12 protein-coding genes are annotated in these 13,413 nt (G+C 72.7%); 7 read left to right on the top strand and 5 right to left on the bottom strand.

Translation table 11 applies throughout. The features are described 5' to 3' along the window. Positions 1–70 precede the first annotated feature (70 nt). Entirely contained in the window at positions 71–1,099 is a 1,029-nt protein-coding gene (locus tag AB0G10_RS41715; RefSeq protein WP_360935626.1) for a hypothetical protein, read from the top strand. A 16-nt stretch (positions 1,100–1,115) separates the two neighbouring features. On the opposite strand, the gene AB0G10_RS41710 is transcribed toward AB0G10_RS41715, so the two are convergent. Beyond that, positions 1,116–1,763: a hypothetical protein gene (locus AB0G10_RS41710; protein ID WP_360935623.1), complete on the bottom strand. Its 648-nt coding sequence runs from the start codon at positions 1,761–1,763 to the stop codon at positions 1,116–1,118. 158 nt (positions 1,764–1,921) lie between these two features. Between AB0G10_RS41710 and AB0G10_RS41705 the strand changes: the two genes are divergently transcribed. Further along, positions 1,922–3,295 carry a serine/threonine-protein kinase gene (locus AB0G10_RS41705; protein WP_360935620.1) on the top strand — a complete coding sequence of 458 codons (1,374 nt, stop codon included), beginning with the start codon at positions 1,922–1,924 and terminating at the stop codon, positions 3,293–3,295. 178 nt (positions 3,296–3,473) lie between these two features. On the opposite strand, the gene AB0G10_RS41700 is transcribed toward AB0G10_RS41705, so the two are convergent. Further along, positions 3,474–4,484 carry a LacI family DNA-binding transcriptional regulator gene (locus tag AB0G10_RS41700; RefSeq protein ID WP_360935617.1) on the bottom strand — a complete coding sequence of 337 codons (1,011 nt, stop codon included), beginning with the start codon at positions 4,482–4,484 and terminating at the stop codon, positions 3,474–3,476. 173 nt (positions 4,485–4,657) lie between these two features. On the opposite strand from AB0G10_RS41700, the gene AB0G10_RS41695 reads away from it, so the two are divergent. From AB0G10_RS41695 to AB0G10_RS41685, 3 genes are read left to right on the top strand one after another with little or no spacing between them, the layout of a single operon-like run. Further along, entirely contained in the window at positions 4,658–5,620 is a 963-nt protein-coding gene (locus tag AB0G10_RS41695) for a helix-turn-helix domain-containing protein (protein ID WP_360935614.1), read from the top strand. Between the two features lie 47 nt (positions 5,621–5,667). After that, the gene (gene gap, locus AB0G10_RS41690) at positions 5,668–6,657 is read left to right on the top strand and encodes a type I glyceraldehyde-3-phosphate dehydrogenase (protein ID WP_360935611.1); all 990 of its coding nucleotides are present in this window, start codon (positions 5,668–5,670) and stop codon (positions 6,655–6,657) included. 16 nt (positions 6,658–6,673) lie between these two features. Beyond that, a complete protein-coding gene (locus tag AB0G10_RS41685; RefSeq protein WP_360935608.1) occupies positions 6,674–7,681 on the top strand; it encodes a LacI family DNA-binding transcriptional regulator in 1,008 nt (335 codons plus the stop codon). Positions 7,682–7,695: 14 nt separating this feature from the next. Here AB0G10_RS41685 and AB0G10_RS41680 read toward each other — a convergent pair whose 3' ends face one another. Next, the gene (locus AB0G10_RS41680) at positions 7,696–8,256 is read right to left on the bottom strand and encodes an XRE family transcriptional regulator (protein WP_360935605.1); all 561 of its coding nucleotides are present in this window, start codon (positions 8,254–8,256) and stop codon (positions 7,696–7,698) included. A 47-nt stretch (positions 8,257–8,303) separates the two neighbouring features. Here AB0G10_RS41680 and AB0G10_RS41675 point away from each other — a divergent pair, with 47 nt between their 5' ends. Next, positions 8,304–9,161, top strand: a complete 858-nt coding sequence (locus tag AB0G10_RS41675; RefSeq protein WP_360935602.1) for a class I SAM-dependent methyltransferase — start codon at positions 8,304–8,306, stop codon at positions 9,159–9,161. A 3-nt stretch (positions 9,162–9,164) separates the two neighbouring features. On the opposite strand, the gene AB0G10_RS41670 is transcribed toward AB0G10_RS41675, so the two are convergent. After that, positions 9,165–11,276 carry an MFS transporter gene (locus AB0G10_RS41670; RefSeq protein WP_360935599.1) on the bottom strand — a complete coding sequence of 704 codons (2,112 nt, stop codon included), beginning with the start codon at positions 11,274–11,276 and terminating at the stop codon, positions 9,165–9,167. 161 nt (positions 11,277–11,437) lie between these two features. Between AB0G10_RS41670 and AB0G10_RS41665 the strand changes: the two genes are divergently transcribed. Beyond that, positions 11,438–12,010 (top strand): hypothetical protein, encoded by a 573-nt coding sequence (locus AB0G10_RS41665; protein WP_360935596.1) that lies wholly within the window; start codon positions 11,438–11,440, stop codon positions 12,008–12,010. Positions 12,011–12,094: 84 nt separating this feature from the next. Here the strand turns inward: AB0G10_RS41665 and AB0G10_RS41660 are convergent, their stop codons facing one another. Next, a complete protein-coding gene (locus AB0G10_RS41660; protein ID WP_360935593.1) occupies positions 12,095–13,333 on the bottom strand; it encodes a hypothetical protein in 1,239 nt (412 codons plus the stop codon). Between the last annotated feature and the right edge of the window lie 80 nt (positions 13,334–13,413).

The raw sequence follows: 13,413 nt of genomic DNA, 5'->3' as shown, positions 1-13,413 counted from the left end.
TCTCCCGTTCTTCTGCGATCTCCGCCAGCGATCGGCTGGAATCCGCATCGCCTTAGCTAAATTGACGCTCATGTATCTCAGAAGAGCTGTGGCCGCCGTGGCGGCGGGCATGCTGATCGCGGCGGTCCCGGCGGTGCCGGCGCGGGCCGCGGTGAGCCGGGCGGAGCTGGCGCAGCGCTGGGCGCCGGTCCACTACCAGGACGTCGACGCGACGGGCACGCACGCCCTGGCCGGCAAGGCCGACATGATCACCCGGTACGACTTCGACGGCGACCTGAACGGCCGCAACAACTGGGACAACGCGGGGTCGGACACCACCGCGTACGCGTACTGGTCGGTGGCCGAGACCGCCACCCACTGGTATCTGACGTACCTGTTCTTCCACCCCCGGGACTGGATCGACCACCCGTTCTTCGAGACCGAGCACGAGAACGACGGCGAGGGTGTGCTGATCGTGGTCGAGCGGGACGGCTCGGACTACGGGGTGCTGCGGGCCGCCGTGACCGTGGCGCACAGCGACTTCTTCTCGTACACGCCGGCCGGCAGCACGTGGTCGAACGGCAGCGAGACGATCGACGGCACGCTGCGGACCGCGTCGTCGCCGCACGACGCCTTCGCCCACCCGGTCACCGCGCAGGAGGCCCGCGGGCACGGGCTGAAGGCCTACCCGCAGTACGCCATCGACGGCGACGGGATCGTCTACTACCCGTCCTCGACCGTGGCGGAGGCGCCGTCCGGCCCGGACGACAGGGACGTGCGGTACCGGCTCGTCGACGTGTTCGCCGCCGGCGGCCTCTGGGCCCAGCGGAACACCACGAGCCTGTTCGCGGGCCTCGGCACGTTCGCGGGCGACACGAGCGGCGGCTGCGGGACCGGCACCTGGTCGTGCGGGACGAACTCGGCCAACGCGCCGTGGGGCTGGGACGACGGCAACGACGCGGTGGCCCGCGGCGAGATCGCCACCGACCCGGCGAAGCTCGCGGCGAGCTACTTCACCGTGCCGGGGACGATCTCCCGGACGTACACCTACAACCCGTACACCGCCGCGGCGGCGGCGCTGCGGGAGGCCGCCCGGGTCCTCCCGCCCACCGTCGACTGATCTATTTATGCTCTATCTATGCGGACTCGGCCGGCTCCGGCGTCTCCGTTGCCTCGGGAGCCTCCGGAGCCTCGGGGGCCTCCGGGGCCTCCGGAGCCTCGGTCTGCTCCGGGGCCGGCGTCACGGTCTCGGACGGCGCCGGGGTCGGCGTGACCGAAGGGCTCGGGGCCGGCTTCACGGTCTTCCTACCGGTGGCGACGAGCTTCGCGGCCGTGTAGGCGGCGTCGATCCGGGTGCCGGTGATCTGCACCTTCTGGCCGGCGCCGAGGGCGCTCAGGGCGACCCGCTTGCCGTTCAGCTTGATCTGCAGGGAGGACGGCACGGCGATCGTGACGGACTTGCCCTTGACGTCCTTGGTGCCGCTGGTGACCTTCACCGTGATGGTGCCCTTCGCGGCGTCGGCCGCGGTGACCGTGCCGTTGGCGGAGAAGGCAACCTTGACCTTCTTCTTGGCGGGGGCCTTCTTCGCGGGGGCCTTGGTGGCCGGGGCCTTGGTCGGGGCCTTGGTCGGGGCCTTGGTGGGCTTTGTGGACGCCGGCTTCTTCGCGGCCGCCGGCGCCTTGCCGGTGGCGGGCGACGCGGCGTAGGCCACGCCGGTACCGGCGGCGGAGACGGTGACGGCCGCGGCGATGACGATCGCGGCGGCGGTGCGGCGCATACGCATGACTGTGGACTCCCTACTACCGGTTGGTTGCCCACTACGATCCGCAGCGCTGGGTTCGGGCCGGTAGCGGGCACGGTTGCCGGACGGTTGCCGTCCAAACCGGCCCTTCCGGGCCCGCAGCGGTTGACATGCCCGCCGGACTCCGCGAATGTCCTCGCATGCACGATGTCTGGCCGGCCCCGGGGATCCTCCTCGCCTCGCGGTACCGCCTCGTCACCTTGCTGGAGACGGGCGGCATGGCGCAGGTCTGGCGGGCCACCGACGAGCTGCTCGACCGCCCCGTCGCGGTCAAGCTCCCGGCCGGCGACACCCGGGCCGCGCACCTGGCGTGGCGGGAGGCCCGCCTCGCCGCCCGGCTCTCGCACCCCGGCATCGCGGCCGTGCACGACTACCGCGAGGCGGTCCGCCCGGACGGCTCGGTAGCACCGTTCGTGGTGATGGAACTGCTCAGCGGGGAGACCGTGGCGGCCCGCATCGCCGACGGCCCGATGCCGTGGGGCGAGGCCGTCTCGATCGGCGCGGCCGTGGCCGAGGCGCTCGCCGCCGCGCACGCCGCCGGGGTGGTGCACCGCGACATCAAGCCGGGCAACGTGATGCTCTGCCCCGGCGGGGTGAAACTGCTCGACTTCGGGATCAGCGCGACGGCCGGCGAGCCGGACGACGACGACACCGGCGCCACGTTCGGCACCCCGGCGTACGCGGCGCCGGAACGCCTCGACGGCAAGCCGGCCGAGCCCGCGACCGACCTCTACGGCCTGGGCGTGCTGCTCTTCGAGATGGTGTGCGGGGAGCCGCCCTACTCGGTGGACACCTGGGAGGAGCTCGCGGCGGCCCAGCAGTACGGTCCCGCGAAGCTCCCCGAGACCCTGCCGGAACGGCTCCGGGACCTGATCGGCCGGTGCCTCGAGGAGGACCCGTACCGCCGCCCGTCCGCGTCCGAGGCGCGCCGGACGCTGTCCCGGCTCATCCCGTCGACCGCGGCCCGCCGCACCATCCCGCTGCCGGCGCCGCCGCCGACCGGCAGCGCGCGGGTCGTCCCGCGGCCGGCCGGCGACCCGTCGCTGAACCGCCGCCGGATCGCCCTCGGCGTCGGCCTGGCGGTGGTGGCCGGCTCGTTCGTGGTGCTGGTCAACACGGTCAGCCAGCCGGACGACGAGGCCCAGTTCGCGGCGCCGCCGAGCGCCTCACCGGCGGCCAGCAGCCCGGCCGCGACCACCCCGCCGCCGGCACCGCCGACCGCCGCCGCGAAATCCGTGACGCCGAAGTCGACGCTCACCGTGGACACCGCGGTGAGCCGGGTCCGCGACGCCGTCGAGCAGGGCGAGGAGGCCGGCGAGATCCGGCCCGACGTGGCCCTGGACTTCCTCAACCTGCTGGGCCAGCTGGACGGCGGCTCCGACGTGCAGGTGGACGATCAGGTCGACCTGCTGAGCCGCAAGGTCCGTCAGCGCCTGGGTGAAGGGGGCCTCACCGAGTCGCAGGCGGCCCGCCTCCAGGACCGCCTCACCGATCTGCGCAGCGCCTCCGCCTGACCCGGCGCCGCTCGGCCGCGAGACCGCTTCTTGCCGCGATCTTGTGAAACGGGGCAGGCCCGCCCCCGCACGGATCAACAAGATCGCGGAACCGGAGGCCGGGCTAGCCGCGATCTTGTGAAACGAGGCAGGCCCGCCCCCGCACGGATCAACAAGATCGCGGAACCGGAGGCCGGGGTCAGGCCGAGCCGCGCAGGATCAGGCGGGTCGGCAGGATGGTCTCCCAGTCGACCGGGTCCTCGCCGTCCAGCCTCGCCAGCAGCAGCCGGACCATCTCCTGGCCCATCTGCTCGATCGGCTGGTAGACGCTGGTCAGCGGCGGGTCGGTGTGCCGGGCGATGACCGAGTCGTCGAAGCCGATCACGGCGACGTCCTGCGGCACCCGGCGGCCCGCACGGCGCAGCACGCGCAGCGCACCGGCCGCCATCATGTCCGAGGCCGCGAAGACGGCGTCGATCTGCGGGTACTGCTGGAGCAGCCACTCCATCGCGGTGGCGCCGCTCAGCTCGCCGAAGTCGCCGCGGGCGGCCGGGCCGTCGCCGACCACGTCGCGGTATCCGTCGTACCGGGCGATGCCGACGCCCATGTCCAGCGGGCCGGTGATCGTGGCGATGCAGCGGCGCCCCTGGTCGCGCAGGTAGGTGACGGCCGCCCGGGCGCCACCGCGGTTGTCGGCGTCGACGTAGCTGAGCGCGTCCGGGTGGACCGGCCGGCCGACCCGCACGGTCGGCAGCCCGCGCGCCTCCAGGATCCCGGGCAGCGGGTCCTCGCCGTGCAGCGACAGCAGCAGCGCGCCGTCGACGTGCTGGCGGGTGAGGTACTGCTCGAGCTGGCGGCGCTCCTCGGGGGCCTGCGCGATCATCAGCACCATCTGGAGGTTGCGCGCCACCAGCACCGACGAGATCGACTGCACGATCCGCCCGAAGAACGGCTCGGCGAAGAACCGCTCGCCGGACTCGAAGATCACCAGGGCTATCGAATCGGTTCGCTGGGTGACGAGCGCGCGCGCCGCGCGGTTCGGCACGTAGCCGAGCGCGTCGATGGCCTCCTCGACCGCCTTCTTCGCCCGGGGGCTGACCTGCGCCGACCCGTTGACGACGCGGGACACCGTGCCCCGGCCGACACCGGCCCGGGCCGCGACCTCCTCCAGCGTGGGTCGCCCTGTCGAGCGGCTCCGTTCATCCCGCATCGCCGGCCGTCCTTTCCGCGTCGCCGGACGCGCCTGTTCCGCATCGCCTCACGCGACCGACACACGGTACACGTGCATATGCGTCAAGAGGGTAGTCCGCTTGGCGATATCCTTACGGATCCTGTCCCTCCCGTCAGTTCCGTGCCGTGGCGCGCGACCGGCATTGTGGTCATGTGACCGCAAACCACAAGATCGCTGTACTGGTTCTGCCGGGCGCTTCCCCGCTCGACGTCGGCGTCACGTCGCAGGTCTTCTCGCGGCGGCACGGCATCCCGGCGTACGACGTGGTCCACTGCTCGCTCGCCCCCGGCCCGGTCCCCGGCCGGGACGGGCTCGGCTTCGTGGTCGAGGCCGGCCTGGAGGCGCTCGCCACCGCCGACACCGTCATCTGCCCCGGCTATCGCAACCCGGCCCGCCCGGTCGACCCGCGGGCCCTCGACGCGCTGCGGGACGCCGCCTTCCGGGGCGCGCGGATGGTCTCCATCTGCGGCGGCGCGTTCGCGCTGGCCCAGGCCGGCCTGCTGGACGGCCGGCGCGCCACCACGCACTGGCAGCTCGCCCCGGTGCTGGCCCGCGAATATCCGAAGGTGCAGGTCGACGGCGACGTGCTCTTCGTCGACGAGGGGCAGGTGCTCACCTCGGCCGGGGTCGCCGCCGGCATCGACCTCTGCCTGCACATCATCCGGCGCGACCACGGGGTGCAGGCCTCCAACGCGGTGGCCCGGGTCATCGTGGCGGCGCCGTACCGCAGCGGCGGCCAGTCCCAGTACATCCCGCGGACCATCCCGGAGCCGCTCGGCGACGTGTTCGCGGCGACCCGGGAGTGGGCGCTGAAGCACCTCGGCGAGCCGCTCACCCTCACGGCGCTGGCCCGGCACGCGCGGGTCTCCGAGCGCACGTTCGGCCGGCGGTTCGTCGAGGACACCGGATACACCCCGATGCAGTGGGTGCTGCGGGCGCGCGTCGACCTGGCCCGGGAGCTGCTGGAGACCACCGGCCTCGGGGTGGACCAGGTGGCGGCGCGGGTCGGGCTCGGCACCGGCGCGAACCTGCGGCTGCACTTCCAGCGGGTGCTCGCCACGACGCCGACCGAGTATCGGCGGACGTTCCGCTGGCGGGATCCTGACGCTGCCTGACGCTCCACCCCCTTTATCCGTCTTTATCAGCACATGACGATGGGGACATGACACGAATCGCGATCAACGGCTTCGGCCGCATCGGCCGGAACGTCCTCCGCGCCGCCGCACAGGACGGTGACCTCCAGATCGTCGCCGTCAACGACCTCACCGACGCGGCGACCCTCGCCCACCTGCTCCGCTACGACAGCACCCTCGGCCGCTTCCCCGGGTCGGTCGAAGCCCACGACGACCACCTGATCGTCAACGGCCGGCGCATCGAGGTGACCGCCGAGCGCGACCCGTCGCAGCTCGCCTGGAAGGAGATCGACGTCGCCCTGGAGGCGACCGGCCGGTTCACCGCGGCCGCCGACGCCCGCGCCCACCTCGCGGCCGGCGCCCGCAAGGTCCTGGTCAGCGCGCCGTCGAAGGGCGCCGACATCACCATCGCGTACGGCCTGAACCACGGCGACTACGACCCGGTCGCGCACGACGTCGTCTCGAACGCCTCCTGCACGACGAACGGCCTCGCCCCGGTCGCGGCGGTCCTCGACGACCTGGCCGGGATCGAGACCGGCTCGATGACGACGATCCACGCGTACACCCAGGAGCAGAACCTCCAGGACGGCCCGCACCGCGACCTGCGGCGGGCCCGCGCCGCCGCCCTCAACATCGCGCCGACCACCACCGGCGCGGCGACCGCGATCGGCAGCGTCCTGCCGCGCCTGGCCGGCCGGCTCACCGGGTACTCGGTGCGCGTGCCGGTCCCGGTCGGCTCGCTGGTCGAGCTGAACGCCCTGGTGGAGCGCCCGGTCACGGTCGAGGAGATCAACAGCGCGTTCGAGGCGGCGGCCGCGGGGCCGCTGCGCGGCGTCCTCGAGTACTCGTCCGATCCGCTGGTCTCGGCCGACATCACCGGCAATCCGGCGTCCTCCATCTTCGACTCGCTGCTGACCGCCGCGCAGGGCCGGTTGGTCAAGGCCGTGGCCTGGTACGACAACGAGTGGGGCTTCGCGAACCGCGTCGTGGACACGCTGCGCCTGCTGGGCCGGAGTTAATCTCTAGACTGTCCCGATGGCGGTCACCTTGGCAGATGTGGCCCGGCTCGCCGGGGTCTCCCCCGCGACCGTCTCCCGCGTGATCAACGACAGTGCGAAAAAGGTCAACGAGGACCTCCGCGAGCGGGTCCTGGCCGCCGTCGCGCAGCTTCACTACGTACCCAATGCGCATGCGCAGCACGTCGCCCGGCCGCGGCAGGCGGCGGTGGGCGTGATCGTCCACGACGTCTCGGACCCCTACTTCGCCGAGATCACCCGGGGTCTCCAGCGCCAGGCCGGGCACCACGGCCGGCTGCTGGTCATCTGCAACAGCTACCGGGAACCGGAGCGGGAGCTCGCCTACGTGGCCCTGCTCCGGGCCCAGCAGGTGCACGCGCTGATCCTGGCCGGCTCCGGCTACCACGACGACGCGTTCACCGACCGGCTGAACGCCGAGCTCTCCGCCTACCAGCACTCCGGCGGCCGGGTCGCGGTGATCGGCCGGCACCGGCTGGTCGGCTCGGCGGTCCTGCCGGCGAACGAGGCCGGGGCGTACGAGCTGGGCCGGCGCATCCTCGCCCAGGGGCATCGGCGGGTCGGCGTGATCGCCGGCCCGCGCACCCTGACCACGACGACCGACCGCCTCACCGGTTTCCGCCGGGCGTTCACCGAGGCGGGCGTCGAGCCGCGGGTGGTGCACGCCGACTTCACCCGGGACGGCGGCGTGGAGGCGACCACCGCCCTGCTCGCCGCCGACCCGGCGCCGACCGTCCTGGTGGCGCTGAACGACTCGATGGCCGTCGGCGCGCTCGCCACCCTGCGCGAGCGCGGCGTCCGCGTCCCCGAGGACATGTCGGTGACCGGTTTCGACGACATGCCGATCGCCCGGGACGTGACCCCGGCCCTCACCACGGTCCGGCTGCCGATGGTGGAGATGGGCGAGCGCGCGATGGCGCTGGCGCTCGGGGACGACCCGTGCCCGCGTACCGAGCCGGCCGAGGCGACGATCGCCTGGCGGTCCAGTTGCACGGCGCCCGCGGGGTGATCGCCCGAGCCCTCTCAGGCGTCGAGGTGCACCCGCTCGCCGTCGTGATCCAGGATCGCGATCACCTCGGCCGGGCCGCCCCGGGCGCCGAACGCGTGCGGGATCATCGTCGAGAACGCCGCGGCCTGCCCCGCCTCGACCAGGATCGTCCGCTCGCCGAGCACCAGCTCGACGGTCCCGGACAGCACCGTGAACCAGTCCCGCCCCGGATGCACCCGCAGCACGTCGCGCTCGGGCGGCCGGGTCACCCGGATCCGGGACACCGTCATCCCCTGCCGGCCCGGCTCGTGGTTGAGCACCCACGTGGTGATCCCCCGCTCCGGATGGTGGTGCGGCTTGATCACCACCTCGTCGCCGGCCGTCTCGACGAGCGCGTCGAGGCTCGCCCCGAGCGCCCGCGCGATGGCGGTGAGCTGATCGAGCCCGATCCGCCGGTGCCCGGTCTCGATCCGGCTGAGCGTGGACGGGCTCAGATAGCACCGCGCCGCCAGCTCGTCGAGCGACCACCCCTTGGCGATCCGCAGCCCTCGAATCCGCGCCCGGACGAGCGCGTCCACCTCAGCGTCTTGCGTCATACGCAAGATTGTATGCGCTTGGGGCAAGCGCCTCGTATCGTCGAACCATGCCCCACGCACACGGCCACCACGGCCACCCCCATGCCCCGCACGCTCACGGCCACCAGCACGGTGGTGACACGACGCTGCGGAATGTTCTCGACCTCGACGCCGAGGTGGCCCGCCCCCAGCTCGAAGCCCTGACCGCGCACATCGCCGACCGCCTCGGCGACCACCCGGTGCGGACCATCCTCGACATCGGCGCCGGTACCGGCACCGGCACCTTCGCCCTCCTCGAACGCTTCCCGTCGGCGACCGCGACGACCGTCGACACCGCCGACGACATGCTGGAGCACCTGACCGGAAGCGCCGCCCGCCACGGCCTGGCGGACCGCATCACCATGCTGCGCGCCGACCTCGACGCGGGCTGGCCCGAGACCGGAAAAGCCGACCTGATCTGGGCCTCCTCGTCGATGCACCACATGGCCGACCCGGACCGCGTGCTCCGCGACATCCGCGCCGCCCTCGAACCCGGCGGCCTGTTCGTGATGATCGAGATGGAGAGCATGCCGCGCTTCCTGCCGCCCGGATTCGCCGGCGACCTGGAGGAACGCTGCCTCGCCGCGGCGGCCGAGGCGAAGGCCGAGCACCTGCCCCACCTCGGCTCCCCCTGGTCGGCCCGGCTCGCCGAGGCCGGCTTCACCCTTCGGGAGGAGCGCACCCTGACGGTGGAGCTGCCCGCTCCCCTGACCGAGAACGCCCTGCGCTACGCCACCACGATCCTGGCCCGATACCGGGCGACCCTCACCGACCGCCTGACCGGAACCGACCTCGCCGCGCTCGACGAGCTCCTCGAGCCCGGTTCGCTCCAGGCGCGGACCGGCCTCACGCTCCGCAGCACCCGGGACGTGTGGCTGGCGCGATGACGATCAGCTGATCGGGACCCCGGCCCGCTCCTCGAGGATGGCCTTGATGCGGTCGGCCTGGAGGCGGCTCTTGATCCCCGTGATCGACTGGACGCGGTTGCGGGTGATCCGGCCGTTGGCGGCGAGGTACTCCCCGAGCTGACTGCCGTACGCCTCCAGGATCTCCTCGTCGGTGGCGGAGCGGGCGCTCTGCGGGCGCGGGAGGAGGTGCTGCCACGGCTGGTCGCTGCCGGAGCCGGCCTGGCCGTTCAGCGCGAGCAGGTAGTCGCCGATGAACGTGCGGACCGTCTCCTCGTCGAGGCGCGGCGCGGCCGGGATGAGCAGGTCGCTCAGCTCGTACGGGTCGGCCGGCACACCCTGGCTGAGCTCCTCCTCCAGGGCGGTGCGCAGCTCCTCGAGCGCGGCCTGCCACGCCGGCGAACCGGGGGCTGCGGTGGCGGGCGGCGGGAGGAAGTCGCGCCAGGGGTACGCCACCTCGCCGTACTCGCCGTTCAGCTCCCGGATGTAGTCGTTCACGAAGGCCTTCACGACGCCCTCGCCGAGCTCGGTGTTGCGGGCCGCGAGGTTCCGGGCCAGCTCGGTGATCCGCGGGTAGGTCATGTCGGGCAGGTCCTCGACGCTGATCTCCTGCGCCACCTGCTTGCTCAGCCGGTCCACGGCGAGCCGCCACCAGGGCGACCCCACGATGCTGACCGCGGGCCGGGCGCCGGTGCCGATGGCGGCCCACGCCGGGATGGCCGGGCCGGAGGAGCCGGGAGCGGCCGAGACGGGAGCAGGCGAGACGGGAGCAGGCGGGGCCGAAGGAGACGAGACCGGCGCGGGCGGGGTGGGCGCCGGACCGGAGACCACATCAGGGACTGGCGCGACCGGCGCCTGGGCGACCGGGGGCTCCTCGGCCGGGCGGCGCGGGACGGGCACCCCCACCGAGCCGTTCCGCTGGGCGGCGAGGGCCTCGGCCAGCGCCTCGGTCACGAAGTCGTCCGGTGCGTCGGCCACCACCGGCTGCACGAACCGGACCTGCGGCGCGGCCGGCGAGACGGGATCCTCAGCGGCCCGCCCGCCGTCCGGGCCGGCCGGCAGACCGGCGCCGCGGAAACCGGCACCGTTCACACCGGACCCGTTGACCGCGGAACCGTTGATACCGGAGCCACCGGCACCAGCCACACCGGAGCCACCGGCACCGGCACCGGCACCGGCACCGGCCATGCCAGAGCCACCGACACCGACACCGACACCGACACCGGCGGACTCGGACGACCCCGGACCGGCGAGGAGCGCTGCGGCCCCGCCCGGCATCACCGGCGCGGCCACCCGGATGCTGCCCGGCACCAGCAGGTCCATGACGCGCTGGATGCGGGCCAGCTGCTCGATCACGTCGGCCACCACCGGCTCACCGGCCGTGCGCGCGTCCTTGAGCAGCCGCGACTTCCACCACGCCTTCGGCCAGCGCCCGCCGCTCACCCGGTGGTAGTTGACGACCATCCGGCGCACCTGCCGCTCGGAGGCCATCCGCACCAGGTCGGGGTCGTCGTCCGGGATGAGCCAGCCCCAGCGTTCGGCCATCCGGCGCGGGCTGTAGGCGAACCGGCCGCGGCGAACGCGCTGACCGGCAGCGGTGAGTGCCGCCCACCACATCAGGAAGATCACACAGGGTACGGCGAGACGGAGCAGTTTCTCGGTGCCGGTGACGGCGTTGCTCGCCACGATGATGCCGGAGATCGCGGCGATCAGCGCGGCGATGTAGAGCATCGGACCCGGGTGACCCGGTGTGAGGATCCTGCCGTCCGGCCCGTAGACGGTGGTCCGGCGATACTGCTCGGCCGCGAGCGAGGTCGCGGTCAGGAAGCAGATCTCGAAGACCGCGAAGACCAGCACCGCGAAGATCTTCGGCAGCTTGAGCTGGTCGACCGCGATGACCCACATGCCCTCGGCGTTGAGCAGCAGCGCGAGGTTCATGCTGAAGGCGAGGGCGATCGGGCGCAGCGGCTTCTGCGACTTCTTCGCCCAGACGAACAGCCCGATCAGGGCGATCACGCCGAGCAGACCACCGCCGAGCAGGACCAGTGCGGCATAGTCCGCCCAGAAGTCCGCGATCAGGTCGTTGAGCTGCTTCACGCCGGAGCCCCATTTCTCGAAGTTCGCCGGGCTTTCTACCACGCGGGTGTTACGCGCGGGCCGGAACGCTACCGGACTGTGGGCTTCCGGCGCGATTCCGCTGCCGGGTGGCGAGGTCCGGTTGATCACCATACGGTCGCAGAAAAGGAAGGAACGACCGGATGGGATGGACCCTCGTCGTTGCCGTGGTGATCCTCGCCGCTCTGCTGGGCGGCTGGGCGATCAGCAAGGGGCGGCAACCGAGACCCGAGATCATCGACGAAGTGGACGACGAACTGGTCGCCGAGGCCGAGGCGGTCCGGGCCGCGGCGGAACGGGCGGTGGTGGCCGCCGACGAAGCGCGGTTCCGGGCCGAGTCTGCCGAGCAGGCCAGTTCCGAGGCCGAGCAGAAGTACCTGGCGGCGCAGTGGGAGGTGCGCTCCGAGCCGGACAACCATCTGGTGCAGCGGGCGGCGCTGGACGCGTACCGGAGAGGTGAGCTCAGCGTCACGCAACTGAACGCCATCTGGGAGCACGCCGGATCGTCCGGCTTGGACCCGCGGAACGTGGAGGCGGCGCGGGACGAGTACGACCGGGCGCTCGCCGAGACGGCGCAGGTGCGGCACGAGGCACACGTGGCCGAGGTGGCGGCCGAGGTCCTCGCCGAGGAGACCCGGATCGTGGAGCAGGACGTGCGGCTGGCCCGGCAGGCGTCCCGTCCCGGCCTGGACGGCCTGCTGGACACCGAGGGGTGACCACCGCCGCGAAACGGCCCGGTCACCGTGGTGGCCGGGCCGTTCGGTTCAGCGGTCAGTTCACTGGTTCAGGCTGCACGGGGCTCACTGGTTCAGGCTGCAGGGGGCGAGGCCCTCGGCGTTGAGGTCCGGCTTCGCGGCGTTGCGGCCGATCGCCGTCTCCATCCGGTTGATCGCGGCGAACCGCTTGTCCTCCAGCGGGCCGAGGATCGCGTTCTGGATGAAGTTCGGGCCACCCTGACCCTGCGTGCTGACGATCCGGGCGTTCGCCTCGTCGATCTGGGTCTGCAGCAGCTCCAGGTTGCGGGCCACCTCGGCCGCGGCCTGAGCCGGGATCGCCACGCCGATGTTCACGGCCGGGCAGTTCACGGTCGGGACCGCGCCGTTGCCGGCGTTGCCGCCGTTCCCCGCGTTGCCGTTGCCGCCGGCCGCCGCGCTCGGCACCGCCGTCGGCCGCTCCGCGGAGGCGCCGCCGTCCTCGTTCAGCGTGCACGGGGCGAGGCCCTCGGCGTTGAGGTCCGGCTTCGCGGCGTTGCGGCCGATCGCCGTCTCGATCCGGTTGATCGTGGCGAACCGCTTGTCCTCCAGCGGCCCGAGGATCGCGTTGTTGATGAAGTTGGCGCCACCCTGGCCGACCGTGTTGCGGATCCGGGTGTTCGCCTCCTCGATCTGCGTGTTGAGCAGCTCCAGGTTGCGGGCCACCTCGGCCGCGGCCTGCGCCGGGACCGCCACGCCGATGTTCACGACCGGGCAGTTCACCGTCGGCAGCCCGTCGGCCGCGGCGTCGTCGTCGCCGTTCCCGCCGTTGTCGCCACCGTTGCCGCCGTTGTTGTTGCCGCCGTTGTCGCCGGCCCCGGCGCCCGGGACCGCGGTCGGCTGCGCCGCGGAGGAGCCGCCGTTCTCGTTCAGGCCGCACGTCGACAGACCCTCGGCGTTCAGATCCGGCTTCGCCGCGGTCCGGCCGATCGCCGTCTCCATCCGGTTGATCGTGGCGAACCGCTTGTCCTTCAGCGGGCCGAGGATCGCGTTCTGGATGAAGTTCGGGCCGCCCTGACCCTGCGTGCTGACGATCCGGGCGTTCGCCTCCTGGATCTGGGTGTTCAGCAGCTGGAGGTTCCGGGTGATCTCGGCCTGCGCCGAGGCCGGCACCGCCACCGCGATGTTGACGGCCGGGCAGTTCACCGTGGGCACCGCGCCGTCGGCCGCGGCCGCCACCCCGAGTCCGACTCCGACCAGGGCCACCGCGACACCCGCGACGCCGGCCACCTTCCAGCGCCGAGCGTTCGTTCCCCCGTTGCTCCGGTAGCTCCGGTAGCGCCTCATCTTCGTGCCTTCCTGTCGGACCACCTTCTCGACGGTCCATACGGGAACGCTCCCACGAGGGATCGAAATAAAGGAGAACT

Origin of the sequence: Actinoplanes sp. NPDC023714 (assembly GCF_040639855.1) — a bacterium.
Lineage (GTDB): Bacteria > Actinomycetota > Actinomycetes > Mycobacteriales > Micromonosporaceae > Actinoplanes.
This window is presented reverse-complemented; position numbering and strand designations above follow the sequence as displayed.

Bases quoted from the DNA above. Each gene is read 5' to 3' on its own strand.
- AB0G10_RS41675 (WP_360935602.1), top strand. From the start codon at position 8,304: ATGCCCCACGCACACGGCCACCACGGCCACCCCCATGCCCCGCACGCT.
- AB0G10_RS41660 (WP_360935593.1), bottom strand. From the start codon at position 13,333: ATGAGGCGCTACCGGAGCTACCGGAGCAACGGGGGAACGAACGCTCGG.
- AB0G10_RS41700 (WP_360935617.1), bottom strand. From the start codon at position 4,484: ATGCGGGATGAACGGAGCCGCTCGACAGGGCGACCCACGCTGGAGGAG.
- AB0G10_RS41715 (WP_360935626.1), top strand. From the start codon at position 71: ATGTATCTCAGAAGAGCTGTGGCCGCCGTGGCGGCGGGCATGCTGATC.
- gap (WP_360935611.1), top strand. From the start codon at position 5,668: ATGACACGAATCGCGATCAACGGCTTCGGCCGCATCGGCCGGAACGTC.
- AB0G10_RS41685 (WP_360935608.1), top strand. From the start codon at position 6,674: ATGGCGGTCACCTTGGCAGATGTGGCCCGGCTCGCCGGGGTCTCCCCC.
- AB0G10_RS41680 (WP_360935605.1), bottom strand. From the start codon at position 8,256: ATGACGCAAGACGCTGAGGTGGACGCGCTCGTCCGGGCGCGGATTCGA.
- AB0G10_RS41705 (WP_360935620.1), top strand. From the start codon at position 1,922: ATGCACGATGTCTGGCCGGCCCCGGGGATCCTCCTCGCCTCGCGGTAC.
- AB0G10_RS41710 (WP_360935623.1), bottom strand. From the start codon at position 1,763: ATGCGTATGCGCCGCACCGCCGCCGCGATCGTCATCGCCGCGGCCGTC.
- AB0G10_RS41665 (WP_360935596.1), top strand. From the start codon at position 11,438: ATGGGATGGACCCTCGTCGTTGCCGTGGTGATCCTCGCCGCTCTGCTG.